This is a genomic window from Pseudomonas sp. R32 (assembly GCF_009866705.1).
Lineage (GTDB): Bacteria > Pseudomonadota > Gammaproteobacteria > Pseudomonadales > Pseudomonadaceae > Aquipseudomonas > Aquipseudomonas donghuensis.
On record NZ_CP019396.1, the window covers coordinates 4617299 to 4636973 of the forward strand.

The following is a 19675-nucleotide window of genomic DNA, read 5'->3' on the forward strand; positions in this document are numbered from 1 at the left end:
ACAATGTTAGCGTTTTTGTGCCAGAAAACCCACTTCATGCCACTTTCTGCCACTTGCGCACACTATAGGAATCCGCCTACCACACCGTCAAGGCGCGCTTATAAGGAAATCCCTTACAGATCGGAGATTTAGCGCACACGGAGAAGGCAAAAGGGTAAATCGGAGGGGATTTTGACGAAAAAAATCAAACTCACTCAGATGGATAGAGCGCGAACTTAAAGTGATTTATTAAGAGTAAGATTTTTTTGGTATTACAAAGACGCATCTGCTATCGATTCAAGCAGGAGGGGAAAAGGTGGAGAGTCGATCTGTAAGCCGGGTTCTGTCGAGGACAGTCATTCCTCTACGACGGCCATCACTGGACGCCTTTAGCAACCTACCCGGTTCCAACGCGGGCCGCGCCATATGGAACCCTATTTGGTCTTGCTCCGAGTGGGGTTTACCTAGCCATGAACTGTTGCCAGTCATGCGGTGCGCTCTTACCGCACCTTTTCACCCTTACCGGCACCGAGGTGCTTAGGCGGTTATTTTCTGTGGCACTTTCCGTAGGCTCGCGCCCCCCAGGCATTACCTGGCACTCTGCCCTATGGAGCCCGGACTTTCCTCCCCCCTCTATTGCGAAACAATAGAAGGCAGCGACTGTCCAATCGACTCTCCGCCACAAAGGTTAACGGTAGCGAGCGTCAAGAACAAGCGATAAAACCGATAATGTCACTATAACATCAGTGGGCTTTCTGTTTTTCCAGCGCCACCTGGTACAGCAGGTTCTTGCGTACGCCGGTAATTTCCGCCGCCAGGGCTGCCGCGCGCTTGAGCGGCATCTCCGCCAGCAGCAGGTCGAGAATGCGCATCGCCTCGCTATTCACCGCCTGCTCATCTTCCGGCGCGCTATAGCCCGCCACCAGCACCACGCACTCGCCACGCTGCTGATTGCTGTCGGCCTCGACGAAAGCGCGCAGTTCAGCCAGAGGCAAGCCCTTGAGGGTCTCGAAGGTCTTGGTCAGCTCGCGGGCCAGCAGCGCCGGACGCTCACCACCAAACACCTCTTCCATATCCTGCAGACACTCGAGGATCCGGTGCGGCGCTTCGTAGAAGATCAGCGTACGCGGCTCTTCCTTGACCTGACTCAGGCGCGCACGACGCCCTACAGCCTTGGCCGGCAGGAAGCCTTCGAAGATAAAACGGTCCGATGGCAGGCCGGCGGCCGACAGCGCCGCGATCAGGGCACAGGCGCCCGGGACCGGCACCACCGCAATGCCCGCGGCACGGGCCTGACGCACCAGGTGATAACCAGGATCGGAAATCAGCGGCGTGCCGGCATCGGAAATCAGCGCAACGTTATCCCCGGCCAGCAAGCGGGTGAGAAAGCGGCTGCCCTCATCACGCTCGTTGTGCTCATGGCAGGCGGCCAAGGGGGTATTGATGCCGAAGTGCTGCAACAGACGAATGGAGTGACGGGTGTCCTCAGCGGCAATCAACGCCACATCGCCGAGCACTTTCAGCGCCCGGGCACTCATGTCATCCAGGTTGCCGATTGGCGTGGCCACCACGTAAAGCGTGCCCGAAGTGGATTGGGAAGCCCCTGGAACATCAGTCACTGCATACACCTGTCGTCATGATCAAAGCGCCATTGTAGCCCGAGACCCGGCAACATTGGGCAACCAGGATCACCGCAAACCGGTGTTCCAGCACCTATATTGAAGGATTAACGCCAGCAAGATCGCGCCCCGGCCAGCGCTTGGGTACAATCGCCCGTTAATTTGATCGAGTAACAGGACCCTTACATGATCGCTTGCCTGCGGCTGTTCACAGCCCTTTGCCTCGCCGCCCTGCTGGCAGCCTGCGCCAGCTCGCCCTCGTCGAGCCTCGGCGAACTGCCGCGCACACCGGATGCCAGCATCGAGCAACTGCTTGAACAGGCCACTACCAGCAAGACCCCGGAGCAAGCAGCACTGCTGCGCCTGAGCGCCGCCGACCTGGCCTACAAGCAAAAGGACAATGCCCGCGCCGCGCGCATCCTCGAGCAAGTGCCGCTGGAGCAGCTCAAACCGGCCCAGCAGATGTTCGCCAGTACCCTGGCGGCAGAACTGGCCATGAGCCGCAACCAGCCCAAGCTGGCCCTGACCGCCCTGAGCCACCCGAGCCTGGCGCGCCTGAACGAACTGCCGGAGGATCAACAGATCCGCACCCGCAACGTGCATGCCATGGTACTGGAAGCCAACGGCCAGCCCCTGGCTGCTGCCCAGGAGCGCGTGCAACTGACGCCGCTGCTCAAGGGCAATGCCGCCAACGCCAACAATGACGCGATCTGGAACCTGGTGGCGGCAGTTCCGCGCGACCAGCTCAAAGGCTTGAGCGCCGGTACCGACACCATGGCTGGCTGGGCCAGCCTGGCCCTGGCGGTCAAAGGTGCCGGCACTGTCGAACAGCAACAAGCCGCCATCGACGCCTGGCGCACGCAGCATGCCGATCACCCGGCCGCCGCCCAACTGCCGCCATCGCTGATCAAGCTGATGGAACTGACCAGCCAGCCGCTGACCAAGATTGCCCTGCTGCTGCCACAGGAAGGCCAGCTGGCCGGCGTCGCCCGCGCCCTGCGTGACGGCTTCATGGCCGCGCACTTCCAGGCCCAGCAAGCCGGGCAGAAGCCGCCAACCATCGAAGTCTTCGACAGCTCGCGACTGACCTCGCTGGATGACTTCTATCGCCAGGCCCAGGCCTCGGGCGTGCAACTGGTGGTTGGCCCACTGGAAAAACCGCTGGTGAAAAAGCTCGCCGCCTACCCGCAGCTGCCTATTACCACCCTGGCCCTGAACTACAGCGACGCCGGCCAGAAAGGCCCGGAGCAGCTGTATCAGTTCGGTCTCGCCGCCGAAGACGAAGCCCGTGAAGTGTCCCGTCGCGCCCGCGCCGACGGCATGGTTCGCGCCGTAGCCCTGGTGCCAAAAGGCGAATGGGGCGACCGCGTGCTCAAGGCCTTCCGCCAGGACTGGGAAGCCAACGGCGGCAGCCTGCTGGCCGCCCAGCACATCGATCAGCCAGTGGCCCTGGCTCAGCAGATCGCTGACCTGTTCCAGCTGCGCCAGAGCGAAGGCCGCGCCAAGAGCCTGCAAAACACTGTAGGCGGTGCGGTATCGGCCCAGCCTTCGCGCCGCCAGGACATCGACTTCATCTTCCTTGCCGCCACCCCGCAGCAAGGCCAGCAGATCAAGCCGACCCTGAACTTCCAGTACGCCGGCGACGTTCCGGTGTACGCCACCTCGCACGTGTACAGCGCCAACGGCGACGCCAACCAGTACAACGACCTCACCGGCGTGCGCTTCTGCGATACCCCGTGGCTGCTCGACAGCGGCAATCCGCTGCGTCAGCAGGTCGAGCGCCAGTGGCCACAAGCTGCCGGCAGCCTGGGCCGCCTGTACGCCATGGGCATCGACGCCTTCAGCCTGGCACCGCGTCTGGGCCAGCTGCGCGCGCTGCCTGAAAACCGCATCGACGGCTTGTCCGGCAGCCTGAGCATGAACGAGAACCAGCGCATCGAGCGGCAACTGCCCTGGGCCGAGTTCTCCGGCGGCCAGGTCAAACGCCTGCCCGATACGCCACGCTGATGCCCGCCAGTTCGCGCCAACAGGCCGGCCAGGCCGCCGAACGGCAAGCCCTTGAATACCTTCAGGGGCAAGGCCTGCAGCTACTGGCGCAGAACTGGCGATGCAAACGCGGCGAGCTTGATCTGGTCATGCTCGACAGCGATACAGTAGTATTCGTCGAAGTCCGCTACCGGCTGCACGCGGACTTTGGCGGTGCCCTGGCCAGTATCGACGGGCGCAAGCAGGACAAACTGGTGCTAGCCGCCGAGTCTTTTCTGCAAAAGGAAACACGCTGGGCCAACCACCCCTGCCGTTTCGATGTCATCGCCTTGCAAGGCAAAGGCCATTCGGGCCCAGCACTGAACTGGCTGAAAAATGCCTTCGAGTGCTGAACCCGCGATCGCTGCGCCCCATTACCCCTACAACTTTTTTTGCTCTTTGCTTCACGGGCTGCACAGTCATGTGCCGGGACCTTTTTTGTATACTCCCGACGCGCCCGGCCAGCCGCCCTACTTAAGGTCACACTGATGGACATGCAATCCCGAATTCGCCAGCTTTTTCAGGCCAGTATCAACACCAAGCAACAGGCGATGGAAGTCCTTGCACCACACATCGAGCAAGCCAGTCAGGTCATGGTCAATGCGCTGCTCAACGAGGGCAAGATGCTTGCCTGCGGCAACGGCGGCTCGGCCGGCGATGCCCAGCACTTCTCTTCCGAACTGCTCAACCGCTTCGAGCGCGAACGCCCGAGCCTGCCGGCCATCGCCTTGACCACCGACAGCTCGACCATCACCTCGATCGCCAACGACTACAGCTACAACGAAATCTTCTCCAAGCAGATCCGCGCCCTGGGCCAACCCGGCGATGTACTGCTGGCAATTTCGACCAGCGGTAACTCGGCGAACATTATTCAGGCGATCCAGGCCGCACATGATCGCGAAATGATTGTCGTAGCTCTGACCGGACGCGATGGCGGCGGCATGGCCTCGCTGCTGCTGCCTGAAGACGTCGAGATTCGCGTTCCGGCCAACGTCACCGCACGTATCCAGGAAGTCCACCTGCTGGCGATCCACTGCCTCTGCGACTTGATCGACAGCCAATTGTTCGGGAGTGAAGAATGACCCCTAACCGCCTCGGCCTGATGGCCCTGACCCTGTGCCTGAGCCTCACCGGTTGCAGCTCGGTGCTCACTGCCACCCGCGATACGCCAATCGAGGACGATCGCGGCACCCGTACCTTCGGCAGCAAAATTGATGACTCGCTGATCGAAACCAAAGTATCGGTCAACGTCGCCAAGGCCAGCCCTGACCTGGACAAGAGTTCGCACATCGTCGTCAGCAGCTACAACGGCATCGTCCTGCTCGCCGGGCAGACCCCGCGCGCCGACCTCAAGAGCCTGGCCGAACAGGCTGCCAGCCAGGTCCAGCGAGTGAAAAAGGTGCACAACGAGCTGCAGGTGCTGCCGCCCTCCTCGATCCTGGCGCGCAACAATGACGCCTGGCTGACCACCAAGATCAAGACCCAGATGCTCACCGACAGCAGCATCCCCGGTTCGCGCATCAAGGTGATCACCGAGAACGGCATCGTCTACCTGCTCGGCCTGCTGACCCAACAGGAAGCCACCCGTGCCACCAACCTGGTGCAGGGTGTGTCGGGCGTGCAGAAGATCGTCAAGCTGTTCGAATACATCGACTGATTCCCCAGGGCCACTCCCACAGCGAGGTTTACGCCAATCCTGTGGGAGCTGGCCTTGCCAGCGATGGGGCGCAAAGCGCCCCCAGCCTTTACATCCACCCGCTTAGGAAGTCCCCATGAAAAACGGCCTGCTACCAACCTTGCTGATTGGCGCCCTCGCCACCCTGGCCGGCTGCTCCACCCCAAGCCAGATCACCCTCAACGACGGCCGCGAATTCCAGGCAGTCGACGCGCCGTACTACGATCGCGCCGCCGGCTTCTACGAGTTCAAGCAGCTCGATGGCAAGGTGATCAAGGTCAACAAGGACCAGGTCCGCACCATCACCGACCTGTAATCCAGGCCGGCAGACACAAAAAAGGCGATCCGCATGGATCGCCTTTTTCGTTACTTGACCACCTTCAGGCTCGGACGCCCGCTGGGCCGTGGCGGCTGGCCACCACCCTGCGGACCATCGTCATCCGGCTCAACGTTGTCGTCTTCCTCTTCATCTTCATCGTCGAGCAATGGCGGCTCGAGCTCGAAGACCATGCCCTGGCCGTTTTCCCGGGCATAAATACCCAGAATCGCACCGGCCGGCACGAACAGGGTGTGGGCGACGCCGCCAAAGCGGCCCTCGAAGCTCACTGCTTCGTTATCCATGTGCAGGTGACGTACGGCATTGGGTGAGATGTTCAGGACGATCTGACCGTCACTGGCGAAGCTCTGGGGTACCTGGACGGCCGGGTATTCGGCATTGACCAGCATATGCGGTGTGCAGTCGTTGTCCACGATCCACTCATAGAGTGCACGTACCAAATAGGGGCGACTGGAGTTCATCGACAGCTCCTTAAAACCTAGCGCATTTCACGTTCAGCAGCGGACAGGCTTGCCTGGAAGGCTTCGCGGGCAAACTGTCGCTCCATGTAATCGAGCAACGGCTTGGCCGGCCGCGGCAGTTCGATACCCAACACTGGCAAACGCCAGAGTATGGGCAATAGACAACAATCGACCAGACTTTGCTCCTCACTGAGGAAACAAGGCTTGTCGGCAAACAACGGCGACACCCCGGTCAGGCTCTCGCGCAATTCCTTGCGCGCCTGGACGCGTGCAGGCTCCTTGCTACGCGGGTCGAGTATCAGGTCGACCAGCGCACACCAGTCGCGCTGGATGCGGTGGATCAGCAGGCGGCTGTTGGCCCGCGCCACTGGATACACCGGCAACAGCGGCGGATGCGGGTAACGTTCATCGAGGTATTCCATCACCACGGTCGACTCGTACAACGCCAGGTCGCGATCGACCAGGGTTGGCACGCTGCCATAGGGGTTCACTTCAACCAGCTTGGGCGGCAGGCGACCAGGATCGACGTTGATGATCTCGACGCTGACACCCTTCTCGGCGAGAACGATGCGCACCCGATGAGAATAATGGTCAGCGGGGTCGGAGTAGCAGGCTAACCGGTTGGTCACGCCCATAGTGGTCCTCCTCGCGTATGAATTTATAAATGCTGCAAATGCAAACGCGCCCTGCGAGCGCCCCTGTGAATCCAGAGGCGCCCCAGGGCGCGTTCAACTACCAGAAACTACTGCGTGATCAGTGCACGTCCTTCCAGTATTCGCGCTTGAGCAGGTAAGCGAATACGAAGAAGAAGGCCAGATACAGCAGCACATAGGTGCCGATGCGCTGGCTTTCCAGTTTGACCGGGTTAGCCGAGTAGGCCAGGAAGGTCACCAGGTTCTTGACCTTCTCGTCGAACTGCTCTGGCGTCAGGGTACCGGATTTCGGCTCCACGGTCAGCTGGTCACATGCTTCATGGGTCAACGGCGAGCCGGTCAGCGGGTCGTATTGCTTCTTGCCATCGACCACGGTCTGCACTTGCTTGCAGCCGATCACCTGGTTGCCCTGCAGGCCAACCAGCACGTTAGGCATGCCGACGTTGGGGAAAACCTTGTTGTTCACCCCGTACGGACGCGACTTGTCTTCATAGAAGCTACGCAGGTAGCTGTACAGCCAATCGGTACCACGGACCCGGGCAACCAGGGTGAGGTCGGGCGGCGCGGCACCAAACCAGGTCTTGGCATCTTCAGGCTTCATGCCGATCTTCATGTGGTCGCCAATCTTGGCGCCGGTGAACACCAGCTTCTCGAGCATCAGCTCGTGAGGAATACCCAGGTCGTCAGCCACGCGCTCGTAACGCTGGAACTTGGCGCTGTGGCAACCCATGCAATAGTTGGCGAAGGTGCGTGCGCCGTCCTGCATGGCGGCCTTGTCGGTCAGGTCGATATCGACCTTGTCCAGCTCCAGGCCGTGTTCGGCGGCGAAGGTGAACGCGGGCATCACTGCCAGAATCAATACTGCAAATAGCTTTTTCATCAGCCAGTCACCCTTTCCGGAACCGGTTTGGTCTTCTCGAGCCGGGTGTAGAACGGCATCAGAAGGAAGTAGGCGAAATACAGGAAGGTGCATACCTGCGACAGCAGCGTACGGCCCGGGGTAGGCGCCAGAACGCCGAGCACACCGAGGATCACGAACGAGATGCAGAACACCAGCAGCCAGACCTTGCTCATCCAGCCCTTGTAGCGCATGGACTTGACCGGGCTGCGATCCAGCCACGGCAGGACGAACAGCACGGCAATCGCAGCGCCCATGGCGATCACGCCCAGGAGCTTGTCCGGCACCGCCCGCAAGATTGCGTAGAACGGAGTGAAGTACCAGACCGGGGCAATGTGCTCAGGGGTCTTGAAGGCGTTGGCCTGTTCGAAGTTCGGTTTTTCCAGGAAGTAACCGCCCATTTCCGGGAAGAAGAACACGATGGCGCAGAACACGAAGAGGAACACGACGACGCCGACGATATCCTTCACGGTGTAGTAAGGGTGGAACGCGATGCCGTCCAGCGGCACGCCGTTTTCGTCCTTGAGCTTCTTGATGTCGACGCCATCAGGGTTGTTCGAACCCACTTCGTGCAGCGCCAGGATGTGCAGCACCACCAGGCCGAGAATGACGATCGGCAGGGCCACCACGTGCAGGGCGAAGAAGCGGTTCAGGGTGATCCCGGAGATCAGGTAGTCACCGCGAATCCACTGGGTCAGGTCGTCGCCGATCACCGGAATGGCACCGAACAGCGAGATGATCACCTGGGCACCCCAGTAGGACATCTGGCCCCACGGCAGCAGGTAGCCCATGAAGGCTTCGGCCATCAGCGCCAGGTAGATCAGCATGCCGAACACCCAGACCAGCTCGCGAGGCTTCTGGTACGAGCCGTACAGCAGGCCGCGGAACATGTGCAGGTAGACGACGATGAAGAACGCCGACGCGCCGGTGGAGTGCAGGTAGCGCAAGATCCAGCCGTACTCGACGTCACGCATGATGTATTCGACCGAGGCGAACGCCTCTTCGGCCGAAGGGGTGAAGCTCATGGTCAGCCACACACCGGTGACGATCTGGTTGACCAGCACCAACAGGGCCAGGGAGCCGAAGAAGTAGAAGAAGTTGAAGTTCTTCGGTGCGTAATACTTGCTGAGATGGTCTTCCCACATCTTGGTCGCGGGGAAGCGGGCGTCAACCCAATCCATGAACTTACTCATCACGCGTTCTCCTGATCGACGCCGACGACAATGATGTCGTCCGACTCATAAGAGTGCGGCGGCACTGGCAGATTGAGCGGCGCCGGCTGAGATTTGTAGACGCGGCCAGCCAGGTCGTAATGGGAACCGTGGCACGGGCAGAAGTAGCCACCGACCCACTTCGGACCCAGGTCGACAGGTGCCACTTCCGGCCGGAAGGTCGGCGAGCAGCCCAGGTGGGTGCACAGACCGACCAGCACGAGGATTTCCGGCTTGATCGAGCGGTTCGACGGATCGACGTAGGTGGGTTGAACCGATGCCTTGGACTCAGGGTCGGAGAGATCGCCGGTGATCTTCTTGAGGTTGCCGAGAATCTCTTCGGTACGACGAACGATGAACACCGGTTGACCGCGCCACTCAGCAATCATCTGCTGACCAGGCTCTACCTTGGCGATATTGACCTTCACCGGTGCACCTGCGGCTTTCGCCTTGGCACTGGGGAACCATGACCCTACGAACGGGACCGCAGCCCCCACCGCTCCTGCAGCACCCACCACGGACGTGGCTGCTACGAGGAAGCGACGCCGGCCTGCATTGACGCCGTCATTGCTCATTCAGTCCTCTCCCATCAGCTTTAATGGCCTGTTGCAACAGGCATCTACTAAGTAATTTCTGAACTGCTAAAAATTTGCCGCATGGTAATGAAAAGACCCTTCTCTGACAAGGTGATTAGCCTTGTGCCACCCCGCTATCCCTTATAACTCTTGACTTGCGTCTATGCGGCAAGTTGTCACAGCAAACAACAGCATAGTTATTCAAGACATAAAAAAAGCCCGGTTCCACCAGGAACCGGGCTTTTTTTGAACACCGAAGCGAAATTAACGCTTGGAGTACTGAGGACGCTTACGTGCTTTACGCAGACCCACTTTCTTACGCTCGACTTCACGAGCGTCGCGGGTGACGTAGCCAGCACGACGCAGAGCGCCACGCAGGGTTTCGTCGTAGTCCATCAGTGCACGGGTGATACCGTGACGGATCGCACCGGCCTGGCCGCTGACACCACCACCGATAACGGTGACGTAGATGTCGAACTTTTCGGTGGTCTCGGTCAGTTCCAGCGGCTGGCGTACTACCATGCGCGCGGTTTCACGACCGAAGAACACGTCCAGAGAACGGTTGTTGATGGAGATGTTACCGGTACCTGGACGCAGGAAAACGCGAGCGGTTGCGGTCTTGCGACGGCCAGTGCCGTAATTTTGAGTCGCCGACATAATGAACTATTCCGTTAAATCTTCAGTTCTTGGGGCTGCTGAGCAGTATGAGGGTGAGTAGCGCCCGCATAGACTTTCAGCTTACGGTACATGTCGCGACCCAGTGGGTTCTTAGGCAGCATGCCTTTAACCGCGGTCTCGATCACGCGCTCTGGGGCCTTGGCGATCAACTTCTCGAAGTTGATTTCCTTGATACCGCCCGGGAAGCCGGAGTGGGAGTAGTACATTTTGTCCGAAGTCTTGGCACCAGTGACACGAACCTGCTCGGCGTTGATGACGACGATGTAGTCGCCGGTGTCAACGTGAGGAGTGTACTCTGGCTTGTGCTTGCCACGCAGACGGCTCGCGATCTCAGTGGCCAGACGACCCAGGGTCTTGCCAGCAGCGTCAACGACGAACCAGTCGCGCTTTACTGTTTCCGGTTTAGCAGTAAAAGTTTTCATTCTTTATAGCCTCAGGGGCCGCCCAGCGAAAATAAGACGGCAGATCTTACTGGATAGTGCGCACCTTGACAAGTCAAGGACACAGCCGCACACGGACGCTATCGGGGGCTCGGGTCAGCGCGTCCAATATTCGGCAGGGTTCTTCTATGGAGCGGGGCATCACTTCCGCTGCACGGAGAGGGGCTGAATTATCCAGATTGCGAAAAAAAATTCAACCTGCTTTTATGCTTCTTTTAGACAGGAAGCAGCCGAATGGACTATCGCCAGCTGGGCCGAACCGACCTCAACGTCAGCGCCCTGTGCCTGGGCAGCATGACCTGGGGCGAGCAGAACGACCAGGCCCAGGCCTTCGCCCAGATCGAACGGGCCAAGGCCGCCGGGATCAACTTCATCGATACTGCCGAGATGTACCCGGTCCCTCCCCGCCCGGAAACCTACGCCGCCACCGAGCGCATGATCGGCAACTGGTTCAGCCAGCGCGGCGACCGTGCCCAGTGGATCCTGGCCAGCAAGGTGGCCGGGCCCGGCAATGGCATCAACCATATTCGCGACGGCCTGCTCAAGCACAACCGCCAGCACATCGTCGCGGCCCTGGACGACAGCCTCAAGCGCCTGCAGACCGACTGGATCGACCTCTACCAGTTGCACTGGCCCGAGCGCAGCACCAACTTCTTCGGCAAGCTGGGTTACCAGCACGCGCCGCAGGACCTGTTCACCCCGCTGGAAGAAACCCTTGAAGTGCTCGACGAGCAGGTCAAGGCCGGCAAGATCCGCCACATCGGCCTGTCCAACGAAACCCCGTGGGGCACCATGAAATTCCTGCAACTGGCCGAAAGCCGTGGCTGGAGCCGTGCGGTTTCAATCCAGAACCCCTACAACCTGCTCAACCGCAGCTTCGAGGTCGGCCTGGCGGAGATCGCCATCCGCGAACAGTGCGGCCTGCTGGCCTACTCGCCACTGGCCTTCGGCATGCTCTCGGGCAAGTATGAAGACGGTGCGCGCCCGGCCGATGGCCGCCTGACCCTGTTCAACCGCTTCTCGCGCTATTCCAACCCACAGACCGTGAGCGCCTGCAGCCGCTACGTGAAGCTGGCCCGCGACCATGGCCTGGACCCGGCGCAGATGGCCCTGGCCTTCGTCACTCGCCAGCCGTTCGTGACCAGCAACATCATCGGTGCGACAACGCTTGCGCAACTGGACAGCAACCTGGCCAGCATCAACCTGAAGCTCACTGACGAGCTGCTGGCGGGCATCGAGGCCATCCATCAGGACCAGCCCAACCCCGCGCCCTGAGACGCGATCCCGGTTCCCACAAACAAGGTGGGAACCGAGGGTAGACACAATCGCCAAAAAATAAGACGATCCAGCCGGTGATTGACCACTCTACCCTATAAGAATAAAGAAAATGATGTTTACCCAACCCACGGCGTCCTTGCGGCGCGTCAGCATCCTGGCCATCGACAACGTCTTTGCATCGACCCTGATGCAGGCCAAGGACTTCTTCCACCTGGCCAGCCTGCGCTACAGCAAGCAATTGGGGCTGGGCCTGCAATCGATGTTCGAAACCCGCCTGGTAAGCCCTGACGGCCTGCCGGTGCGCAGCTTCAGCGACGTGACACTGCCGGTCGACAGTGGCCTGGAAGCCGCCGACATCATCATCCTGCCGGCCTTCTGGGACGATTTCGATGCCCTTTGCCAGCGCTACCCGCAGGTACTGCCCTGGTTGCGCGAGCAGCATGCCCGCGGTGCCGTGCTGTGCGGCGAGGCCAGCGGGGTGTTCTGGCTGGCCGAAGCTGGCCTGCTCGATGGCAAGGAGGCGACCACCTACTGGCGTTTTTTCAGCCAGTTCGCCGAGCGCTTTCCCAAAGTCAGCCTCAACCAGGACAAGCACCTGACCGACGCCGACAACCTCTACTGCGCCGGCGGCACCACCTCGGCCTGCGACCTGTACATCTACCTGATCGAGCGTTTCTGCGGGGCCAACGTGGCGCAAGCAGTGGCCCGCGACATCCTCTACGAAGTGCAGCGCAACTACACCCCGGGGCGCATGGGCTTTGGCGGGCAGAAGCTGCACCAGGACCTGATCATCCTGCAGATCCAGCACTGGCTCGAGGAGCATTTCGCCGACAAGTTCCGCTTCGAGGACGTCGCCCGCAACCACGGCATGAGCATCCGCAACTTCATGCGCCGCTTCCAGAGCGCCACCGGTGACAAGCCGCTGCACTACCTGCAACGGCTACGGATCGAAACGGCCAAGGGCTTGCTGTCGGGCACACGCAAGAGCATCAAGACCATCAGCTATGAAGTTGGCTACGACGATGCGAGTTTCTTTGCCCGGTTGTTCAGGCAGCACACGGAGTTGTCGCCGAATCAGTATCGGCAGCAGTTTATGCAGGAGGCCTGAAAGGCCTCCTCAGCTTCAAGCTTCAAGCTTCAAGCTTCAAGCGGCAAGCAAGAGCAAGAGCAAGAGCAGGATCAAGAGCAACGCGCGGTCGGCTCTTGATCCTGCTTGCAGCTTGAAGCTTGAAACTTGCAGCTGCTTTTAAGGCTTATGCGCCCGCGACAGGAATTCGTGGGACTGCATTTCCAGCAAGCGGCTCAGGGTCCGCTGGAATTCGAAGGTCAGGCGACCACCGGTGTACAGGTCCTTGAGCTCAACCTCGGCCGAGATGATCAGCTTGACGTTGCGGTCATAGAATTCGTCGACCATGTTGATGAAGCGCCGGGCGATGTCATCGGTCGCCACGCTCATCTGCTCGACGTCGCTCAGCAGCACGGCATGGAAGATCTTGCCCAGTTCGATGTAGTCGTTCTGGCTGCGCGGGCCGTCGCACAGTTCGCGGAATTCGAACCAGGCCACGTCGTCGCAGGTGCGCAGGGCACGAATTTCACGGTTCTCGATCACCAGTACATCGTTCTCGACCGCCTGGGTGCATTCCGGCGTCAGCGCGCGGAAGCTCTTGCGCAGGCTTTCGTGGGCCGCTTCGTCGAGCGGGAAGTGGAACAGCTCGGCTTGCTCCAGGTGGCGCAGGCGATAGTCGACGCCGCTGTCGACGTTGACGATCTCGGTGTTCTGCTTGATCAGGGCGATCGCCGGCAGGAAGCGCGCACGCTGCAGGCCGTCCTTGTACAGGCCATCAGGGACGATGTTGGAGGTCGCCACCAGGGTCACGCCGTTCTTGAACAGCTCCTCCATCAGGGTGCCGAGGATCATCGCGTCGGTGATGTCGGAGACGAAGAACTCGTCGAAGCAGATTACCCGCGCCTCTTCCGAGAAGCGCTTGGCAATGATGGTCAGCGGGTTCTTCTCGCCCTTGAGGGTTTTCATTTCCTCGTGGACGCGCTTCATGAAGCGGTGGAAGTGCGTACGCACTTTCTGCTTGAACGGCAGCGCCTCGAAGAAGGTATCGACCAGGTAGGTCTTGCCGCGGCCTACCCCACCCCAGAAGTACAAGCCCTTGACCGGTGCCTGGTCCTTCTTGCCAAACAGCTTGCCGAACACACCCGGCTTGTTGTTCTGCGCCGCGATCAGATCGTCGTACAGGCGCTGCAGATGACGCACTGCAGTTTCCTGCGCCGCGTCATGGAAGAATTCGGGACGTTTCAGATCTGCTTGATATCGTTCTAGGGGCGTCATAATTCGTTAGCAAGGTAACAAAAACGGGCCGTCACTGTAGCGACGGCCCCGGATAATGGCAATCAGACTTGCGATAAGCCGTTCAGTCCTGCTGTGGCACCAGGGCCGCTCGCAGGGTTTCGATCGCCGCGTCGCGGGCAGCGGCATCGGCGAACTGCGGGCCGTCGCCGACGCACTCGCCTTCCAGCCACAGGCTGAAGCCCAGGCCTTCGTGGCGCACATCGAGCTCACCGCCCTGTTGCAGTTGCTTGCTCACCACACCTGCGGTCTTGCCGTCGGCGAAGTTGCGCGACAGCAGCAGTTGCTCGCCATCAGCGGCCAGCAGGCGGAAGCGGAAGCTGCCGTCGTCTTCACGAAAACTGACGAAACGCGCCGTCTTGGCCGCCTTCTTCTTGACCTGAACAGGCGCCTGCTCAATGTTGCGGAACGAGCGCAGGCCCACCGCTTCACGCAGTTGTTCGAGGAACGGCGTGGCCACCTTGCGGGCTTTCTGCGCACCGGCCAGGAGGATGTCCTCCAGGTCGGCCGGGCGGCCGATCAGTTGGTGATAACGCTCGCGCGGTTCACTCAGCTGGCCATCGAGCAGTTGGAACAGACGCTGCTTGGCCTCGCCCCAACCCAGGCCCTGGAGCAGTTCGCTACGGAACTCGTCGGCTTGCGCCGGGGTGGCGAAGGCCTGGAACAGGGTGAACAGGTGTGCGTTGTCCGGGTCCTTGGCTTCGCCCGGGGCCCGGGAGTCGGTGACGATGCGCGAGATGGCATCCTTCATGTCCTTGGCGCTGGTGAACAACGGGATGGTGTTGTCATAGCTCTTGGACATCTTGCGCCCATCCAGGCCCGGCAGGGTGGCCACGCTTTCCTCGATCAGCGCCTCGGGCATGGCGAAGAACTCCTTGCCCTGGCCGAACAGGTGGTTGAAGCGCTGGCCGATGTCGCGGGCCATCTCCACATGCTGGATCTGGTCGCGGCCGACCGGCACCTTGTTGGCGTTGAACATCAGGATGTCGGCGGCCATCAGTACCGGGTAGCTGTACAGGCCCATGCTGATCCCGGCATCCGGGTCTTCGCCGTTCTCGACGTTCTTGTCCACCGAAGCCTTGTAGGCATGCGCACGGTTGAGCAGGCCCTTGGCCGCGACGCAGGTCAGCAGCCAGGTCAGCTCGGGAATCTCGGGGATGTCGGACTGGCGATAGAACGTCACCCGCTCAGGGTCCAGGCCACCGGCCAGCCAGGTCGCGGCGATTTCCAGGCGCGAGCGCTGGATGCGCTGCGGGTCATCGCACTTGATCAGGGCGTGGTAGTCGGCCAGAAAGTAGAACGAGTCGACACCCGGTTCACGGCTGGCGAGGATCGCCGGGCGGATGGCACCGGCGTAGTTGCCCAGGTGAGGCGTGCCCGTGGTGGTGATACCGGTAAGGATGCGCGTAGTCATGGGTAATCGCTTATCAGGCTTGTATCAGTTCGAAAGGCGCGGCAGCACCAGTTCCTTGAGGTCGGTGAGCTTGCCATGAAAAAAGTGTCCGCATTCTGCCACTTTCAGCAGCTCATGGGGGCGCGGCAGTGCGTCGGACCAATCGTAGACGATCTGCGGATCGATCACTTCGTCGGTTTCCGGCTGGATCACGCTCAGTTCGCCCTGCTGCGGCAAGGGGTTATCACCCAGGCGCATCACCGCCGGAGCGACCATGAACAGGTGCTTGAGCGCAACGCCGCGGGCTTCCAGGCGTCCGCCGAGGCTGGCGGCGACGAAGCCGCCGAAGGAGAAGCCCATCAGCGTCAGTGGCAGCGCGGGGTGTTGCTCGCGCAGCCAGTCTACCGCCGCCTGGGCGTCGTCCACTTCACCGCTGCCCATGTCATGGCTACCGGCACTCTGGCCAACGCCGCGGTAGTTGAAGCGCAGGGTGATGTAGCCGGCATCGCGGGCGGTGCGCTGGAGCATCGACACCACCTTGTTCATCATGGTGCCACCCTGCACCGGGTTGGGGTGGCACAGCAGCACAACGCCGCGGGCGTCGGCGACATCGAGGTACAAGGCTTCCAGTTGGCCGACCGGGCCATCGATGAATACAGGGGTTTCGCGGATAAGCAAGGATAAACTCCGTGACCTCGGAAAGGGTCGACTCGTCTAGCTGAATGATTCTGTCTGAGATATTTGCGATCGTTCGCGGTATACAGCGCAGGTCCGAGCCGTTAACGTAAAGCAAAGCCGTTTATAGAGGAAGGACTCGTGGAACTCTCGCTCTTAGTTTGGTTGTTGCCGACCCTGGCCCTCGTCGTGGGTGTCGTCGTTGGTTTCCTGGTCGCCCGCCTGCTGCCCAATGCTGCGCCGAGCAGCACCCAGCGTCAGCTGGATGATATCCAGGAACGTTTCGACAGCTACCAGAATGAGGTGGTTACTCACTTCAACAGTACGGCTGCGCTGGTCAAGAAACTGACCCAAAGTTACCAGGACGTCCAGGATCACCTGGCCGAAGGCGCCAACCGCCTGGCCCTGGACGAACTCACCCGCCAACGCCTGCTGGCCGCCCTGCACTCCGAGGCCACCCAGGCCCCGCGTGATCGCCTGACCCCGCCGAAGGACACCGAGGTGCCGCGCGACTACGCACCGAAAGCGCCCAACGCGCCGGGCATGCTCGATGAGCATTACGGGCTCAAGCGCTGAGCAAAATAAAAGGCCCCTGTGAGGGGCCTTTTTTATAAGCGTCGCCTGCGTTGCGAGCGCTATGCGCTCGATCGCTGGCAAGGCCAGCGCCCACAGGGTCATATGGGCTACGCAGCAGCCCCTGCCAGCGTCAGCAGTACCAAGGCGCCTCCCCTTCCCGGTAACCATACTTCTCCCGCGCCGCATCCAGCACCCGCCGCTGCACCCCGCCCTGGCGCACCAGGCTGTGCAAGCTGGCCAGTACGATACTGAAGCGATCGACCTCGAAGAACCGCCGCAACTGCTGGCGGGTATCGCTGCGGCCAAATCCGTCAGTCCCAAGCGTCACATAAGGTGCTTGTACATACTCGGCAATCAGCTGCGGCCAGGCCCGCACATAGTCGGTCGCGGCGATCACCGGCGCCTCACCGTCCAGGCAGCGTTGCACATGGCTGATATTATCACTGCCCTGCCCCAGGCGGCTGGCGCGATCAGCATCCCGCGCCTCCCGCGCCAGCTCGCTGAAACTGGTGACACTGAACACTTCACTGGCAACCTGCCAATCGCTGGCCAGCAATTCACTGGCAGCAATGACTTCACGCAGGATCGCCCCGGAGCCGAGCAGGCGCACGCGCCCCTGGGCATCGGCCACCTGCTGTTCGACATAACGGTACATGCCGCGCAAGACCTCTTCATGCACCTGCACTGGCAGGGACGGCTGTGGATAGTTTTCGTTCATCACCGCGACATAGTGAAATTCGTCGCATTGTTCGACCAGCATGCGCCGCGCGGCGTATTCGAGGATCACCGCCAGTTCACCAGCAAAGCACGGCTCCCAGGCGCGGCAGTTGGGCACCATCGAAGCCATCACCAGGCTCGAACCGTCCTGGTGCTGCAACCCTTCCCCACCCAGCGTCGTGCGCCCGGCTGTGGCCCCCAGCAGCAGGCCACGGGCACGCTGGTCGGCGGCGGCCCAGATCAGGTCGCCGACACGCTGGAAGCCAAACATCGAGTAATAGATGTACACCGGCAGCATCGGCTCGCCATGCACTGCGTAGGACGTCGCCGCGGCCACCCAGGAAGAAATCGCGCCGGCCTCGGTGATGCCTTCCTCCAGCAGTTGGCCATCGCGCGCTTCCTTGTAGGACAGCAGCGACCCTGCGTCTTCCGGCTCGTAGCACTGCCCCTGGGGTGAATAGATGCCGATCTGGCGGAACAGGCTGGCCATACCGAAGGTGCGCGCCTCGTCGGCCACTATCGGCACCACACGCGGCCCCAACTGCGGCGCCTTGAGCCAGGCGCTGAGCATGCGCACGGCAGCCATGGTGGTGGACATTTCTTTGCCGTCGGCCTGCAGGGCGAAGCCGCCCATGGCCTCCAGCGCCGGTACCGGCACCGGACGCACATCGCTGCGCCGGGCAGGCAGCGGCCCACCAAGAGCGGCGCGACGCTCACGCAGATAGCGCATCTCCGGGCTGCCCTCGGCCGGCCGATAGAACTGCAACTGCTCAACCTGCGCATCCGACAGCGGCAAATGGAAACGGTCACGGAACGCCAGCAAGGCCTGCACATCGAGTTTCTTGGCCTGGTGCGCGGTCATCCGCGACTCGCCCGCAGCGCTCATGCCATAGCCTTTCTTGGTCTTGGCCAGGATTACCGTTGGCCGGCCCTTGCAGGCCTTGGCGGCGGCGAAAGCGGCATAAAGCTTGCGAAAATCGTGACCACCGCGCTTGAGTGCGTTGATCTCGGCCGAACTCATGTGCTCGACCAGCTTCTGCAAGGCCGGCTGCTGATTGAAAAAGTGCTCGAGGTTGTAGGCCCCATCCTTGGCCCCAAGGTTCTGGAACTGCCCGTCCGGTGTCGCCGCCAACTGGCGCAACAACACGTGCTCGGTGTCGCGCGCGAACAGTGGGTCCCACTCCGAGCCCCAGAGCACCTTGATCACGTTCCAGCCAGCGCCACTGAACAGTGCCTCAAGCTCCTGGATAATCTGGCCGTTGCCACGCACCGGGCCGTCGAGGCGCTGCAGGTTGCAGTTGACCACAAATGTCAGGTTATCCAGTTGCTCGCGGGCAGCCAGTGTCAAACCGGCAATGGATTCCGGCTCATCCATCTCGCCATCGCCAAACACCCCCCAGACATGCCGGGCGCTGGTGTCGAGCAACTGGCGGTTGTGCAGGTAGCGCATAAAGCGCGCCTGGTAGATGGCGTTGATCGGGCCGATGCCCATGGAGCCGGTGGGAAACTGCCAGAAGTCGGGCATCAGCCACGGATGCGGATAAGAGCACAGGCCGTTGCCGGCCACTTCCTGACGGTAGCTGGCCAGTTGTTCTTCGCTCAGGCGGCCTTCAAGAAAGGCCCGGGCGTAAATGCCCGGAGCCGAATGCGGCTGGAAAAACACCAGGTCAGCCGTACGCTGCTCAGCGCCCGCCTCACCGCGAAAGAAATACTGGAAACCGACTTCGAAAATCTCCGCAGCCGACGCATAGCTGGCGATATGCCCACCCAGGTCACCATAGGCATGGTTGGCCCGCATCACCATGGCCAGGGCATTCCAGCGCAGGATGCTGGTGATGCGTTCATCGAGCTCCAGATCGCCCGGATAGGCGCCCTGCTGTTCCACCGACAGCGTATTGCGATAAGCCGAAAACGCCTGGACGCCGCGCTCCAGCCCCAACTCACGGGCATGGGTTTGCAGCTGCTCAAGCAGAAACTGCGCACGCTCCGGGCCGCAGTGCAGCAGGGTCGAATCCAGCGCCTCCAGCCACTCGGCGGTTTCTCCCGGGTCACTGTCCAGCTGCGGATCGCCCGGACGCCGCGGCATACCTTCGCCAGGCACAAGGGTCATCATTGCCACCATTGCA

The 19675-nt window shown here is 61.2% G+C and carries 20 protein-coding genes and 1 other RNA gene; 8 read left to right on the top strand and 13 right to left on the bottom strand.

Translation table 11 applies throughout. The features are described 5' to 3' along the window. Positions 1–295: 295 nt before the first annotated feature. Together rnpB and rsmI are read right to left on the bottom strand one after the other, a co-directional pair. Positions 296–655: RNase P RNA component class A (gene rnpB, locus PspR32_RS21270), an RNA gene on the bottom strand. A gap of 67 nt (positions 656–722) precedes the next feature. Next, positions 723–1598, bottom strand: coding sequence for a 16S rRNA (cytidine(1402)-2'-O)-methyltransferase (rsmI, locus tag PspR32_RS21275; RefSeq protein ID WP_026001180.1), 876 nt, complete (start codon positions 1596–1598; stop codon positions 723–725). Between the two features lie 186 nt (positions 1599–1784). On the opposite strand from rsmI, the gene PspR32_RS21280 reads away from it, so the two are divergent. The 5 genes from PspR32_RS21280 (at position 1785) to PspR32_RS21300 (ending at position 5614) form a co-directional block, all read left to right on the top strand. After that, on the top strand, positions 1785–3605 hold the full coding sequence (locus PspR32_RS21280; RefSeq protein ID WP_159389127.1) for a penicillin-binding protein activator: 1821 nt from the start codon (positions 1785–1787) through the stop codon (positions 3603–3605). Then, positions 3605–3976, top strand: coding sequence for a YraN family protein (locus PspR32_RS21285; RefSeq protein ID WP_010220772.1), 372 nt, complete (start codon positions 3605–3607; stop codon positions 3974–3976). Before PspR32_RS21280 ends, PspR32_RS21285 begins: the two co-directional genes overlap by 1 nt. A gap of 135 nt (positions 3977–4111) precedes the next feature. Next, a complete protein-coding gene (locus tag PspR32_RS21290; RefSeq protein WP_026001179.1) occupies positions 4112–4705 on the top strand; it encodes a phosphoheptose isomerase in 594 nt (197 codons plus the stop codon). Continuing rightward, the gene (locus PspR32_RS21295; RefSeq protein WP_010220770.1) at positions 4702–5280 is read left to right on the top strand and encodes a BON domain-containing protein; all 579 of its coding nucleotides are present in this window, start codon (positions 4702–4704) and stop codon (positions 5278–5280) included. The genes PspR32_RS21290 and PspR32_RS21295 overlap by 4 nt, the downstream gene beginning before the upstream one ends. A gap of 115 nt (positions 5281–5395) precedes the next feature. Continuing rightward, complete coding sequence (locus PspR32_RS21300; RefSeq protein WP_010220769.1) at positions 5396–5614, top strand: YgdI/YgdR family lipoprotein; 219 nt, start codon at positions 5396–5398, stop codon at positions 5612–5614. A 50-nt stretch (positions 5615–5664) separates the two neighbouring features. On the opposite strand, the gene PspR32_RS21305 is transcribed toward PspR32_RS21300, so the two are convergent. From PspR32_RS21305 to rplM, 7 genes are all read right to left on the bottom strand, one after another. Then, on the bottom strand, positions 5665–6096 hold the full coding sequence (locus PspR32_RS21305) for a ClpXP protease specificity-enhancing factor (protein WP_010220768.1): 432 nt from the start codon (positions 6094–6096) through the stop codon (positions 5665–5667). Between the two features lie 17 nt (positions 6097–6113). Beyond that, positions 6114–6731: a glutathione S-transferase N-terminal domain-containing protein gene (locus PspR32_RS21310; protein ID WP_010220766.1), complete on the bottom strand. Its 618-nt coding sequence runs from the start codon at positions 6729–6731 to the stop codon at positions 6114–6116. Positions 6732–6849: 118 nt separating this feature from the next. Continuing rightward, the gene (locus tag PspR32_RS21315) at positions 6850–7629 is read right to left on the bottom strand and encodes a cytochrome c1 (protein WP_010220765.1); all 780 of its coding nucleotides are present in this window, start codon (positions 7627–7629) and stop codon (positions 6850–6852) included. Beyond that, positions 7629–8840, bottom strand: coding sequence for a cytochrome b (locus tag PspR32_RS21320; protein ID WP_010220764.1), 1212 nt, complete (start codon positions 8838–8840; stop codon positions 7629–7631). Before PspR32_RS21320 ends, PspR32_RS21315 begins: the two co-directional genes overlap by 1 nt. Beyond that, a complete protein-coding gene (petA, locus tag PspR32_RS21325) occupies positions 8840–9433 on the bottom strand; it encodes a ubiquinol-cytochrome c reductase iron-sulfur subunit (RefSeq protein ID WP_010220763.1) in 594 nt (197 codons plus the stop codon). The genes PspR32_RS21320 and petA overlap by 1 nt, the downstream gene beginning before the upstream one ends. Before the next feature lie 264 nt (positions 9434–9697). Then, positions 9698–10090, bottom strand: coding sequence for a 30S ribosomal protein S9 (rpsI, locus tag PspR32_RS21330; RefSeq protein ID WP_036996798.1), 393 nt, complete (start codon positions 10088–10090; stop codon positions 9698–9700). Positions 10091–10104: 14 nt separating this feature from the next. Further along, complete coding sequence (gene rplM, locus PspR32_RS21335) at positions 10105–10533, bottom strand: 50S ribosomal protein L13 (protein ID WP_010220758.1); 429 nt, start codon at positions 10531–10533, stop codon at positions 10105–10107. 252 nt (positions 10534–10785) lie between these two features. Here rplM and PspR32_RS21340 point away from each other — a divergent pair, with 252 nt between their 5' ends. Beyond that, positions 10786–11826: an NADP(H)-dependent aldo-keto reductase gene (locus PspR32_RS21340; RefSeq protein ID WP_100782546.1), complete on the top strand. Its 1041-nt coding sequence runs from the start codon at positions 10786–10788 to the stop codon at positions 11824–11826. A 214-nt stretch (positions 11827–12040) separates the two neighbouring features. Further along, positions 12041–12937, top strand: coding sequence for a GlxA family transcriptional regulator (locus PspR32_RS21345; RefSeq protein WP_162835469.1), 897 nt, complete (start codon positions 12041–12043; stop codon positions 12935–12937). A 138-nt stretch (positions 12938–13075) separates the two neighbouring features. Here PspR32_RS21345 and zapE read toward each other — a convergent pair whose 3' ends face one another. The 3 genes from zapE to PspR32_RS21360 form a co-directional block, all read right to left on the bottom strand. Beyond that, positions 13076–14170 (bottom strand): cell division protein ZapE, encoded by a 1095-nt coding sequence (gene zapE / locus PspR32_RS21350; protein ID WP_010220754.1) that lies wholly within the window; start codon positions 14168–14170, stop codon positions 13076–13078. An 82-nt stretch (positions 14171–14252) separates the two neighbouring features. Then, positions 14253–15602: a tryptophan--tRNA ligase gene (locus PspR32_RS21355; RefSeq protein ID WP_010220753.1), complete on the bottom strand. Its 1350-nt coding sequence runs from the start codon at positions 15600–15602 to the stop codon at positions 14253–14255. A 24-nt stretch (positions 15603–15626) separates the two neighbouring features. Continuing rightward, positions 15627–16259: an alpha/beta hydrolase gene (locus PspR32_RS21360; RefSeq protein WP_010220752.1), complete on the bottom strand. Its 633-nt coding sequence runs from the start codon at positions 16257–16259 to the stop codon at positions 15627–15629. A gap of 138 nt (positions 16260–16397) precedes the next feature. On the opposite strand from PspR32_RS21360, the gene PspR32_RS21365 reads away from it, so the two are divergent. Further along, on the top strand, positions 16398–16832 hold the full coding sequence (locus PspR32_RS21365) for a YhcB family protein (RefSeq protein ID WP_010220751.1): 435 nt from the start codon (positions 16398–16400) through the stop codon (positions 16830–16832). 130 nt (positions 16833–16962) lie between these two features. Here the strand turns inward: PspR32_RS21365 and mdeB are convergent, their stop codons facing one another. Next, positions 16963–19659 (bottom strand): pyruvate dehydrogenase E1 component, encoded by a 2697-nt coding sequence (mdeB, locus tag PspR32_RS21370; RefSeq protein WP_442966934.1) that lies wholly within the window; start codon positions 19657–19659, stop codon positions 16963–16965. Positions 19660–19675: the final 16 nt, after the last annotated feature.

Coding starts and splice junctions, on each gene's coding strand:
- PspR32_RS21280 (WP_159389127.1), top strand. CDS start 1,785: ATGATCGCTTGCCTGCGGCTGTTCACAGCCCTTTGCCTCGCCGCCCTG.
- PspR32_RS21285 (WP_010220772.1), top strand. CDS start 3,605: ATGCCCGCCAGTTCGCGCCAACAGGCCGGCCAGGCCGCCGAACGGCAA.
- PspR32_RS21290 (WP_026001179.1), top strand. CDS start 4,112: ATGGACATGCAATCCCGAATTCGCCAGCTTTTTCAGGCCAGTATCAAC.
- PspR32_RS21295 (WP_010220770.1), top strand. CDS start 4,702: ATGACCCCTAACCGCCTCGGCCTGATGGCCCTGACCCTGTGCCTGAGC.
- PspR32_RS21300 (WP_010220769.1), top strand. CDS start 5,396: ATGAAAAACGGCCTGCTACCAACCTTGCTGATTGGCGCCCTCGCCACC.
- PspR32_RS21305 (WP_010220768.1), bottom strand. CDS start 6,096: ATGAACTCCAGTCGCCCCTATTTGGTACGTGCACTCTATGAGTGGATC.
- PspR32_RS21310 (WP_010220766.1), bottom strand. CDS start 6,731: ATGGGCGTGACCAACCGGTTAGCCTGCTACTCCGACCCCGCTGACCAT.
- PspR32_RS21315 (WP_010220765.1), bottom strand. CDS start 7,629: ATGAAAAAGCTATTTGCAGTATTGATTCTGGCAGTGATGCCCGCGTTC.
- PspR32_RS21320 (WP_010220764.1), bottom strand. CDS start 8,840: ATGAGTAAGTTCATGGATTGGGTTGACGCCCGCTTCCCCGCGACCAAG.
- petA (WP_010220763.1), bottom strand. CDS start 9,433: ATGAGCAATGACGGCGTCAATGCAGGCCGGCGTCGCTTCCTCGTAGCA.
- rpsI (WP_036996798.1), bottom strand. CDS start 10,090: ATGTCGGCGACTCAAAATTACGGCACTGGCCGTCGCAAGACCGCAACC.
- rplM (WP_010220758.1), bottom strand. CDS start 10,533: ATGAAAACTTTTACTGCTAAACCGGAAACAGTAAAGCGCGACTGGTTC.
- PspR32_RS21340 (WP_100782546.1), top strand. CDS start 10,786: ATGGACTATCGCCAGCTGGGCCGAACCGACCTCAACGTCAGCGCCCTG.
- zapE (WP_010220754.1), bottom strand. CDS start 14,170: ATGACGCCCCTAGAACGATATCAAGCAGATCTGAAACGTCCCGAATTC.
- PspR32_RS21355 (WP_010220753.1), bottom strand. CDS start 15,602: ATGACTACGCGCATCCTTACCGGTATCACCACCACGGGCACGCCTCAC.
- mdeB (WP_442966934.1), bottom strand. CDS start 19,659: ATGACCCTTGTGCCTGGCGAAGGTATGCCGCGGCGTCCGGGCGATCCG.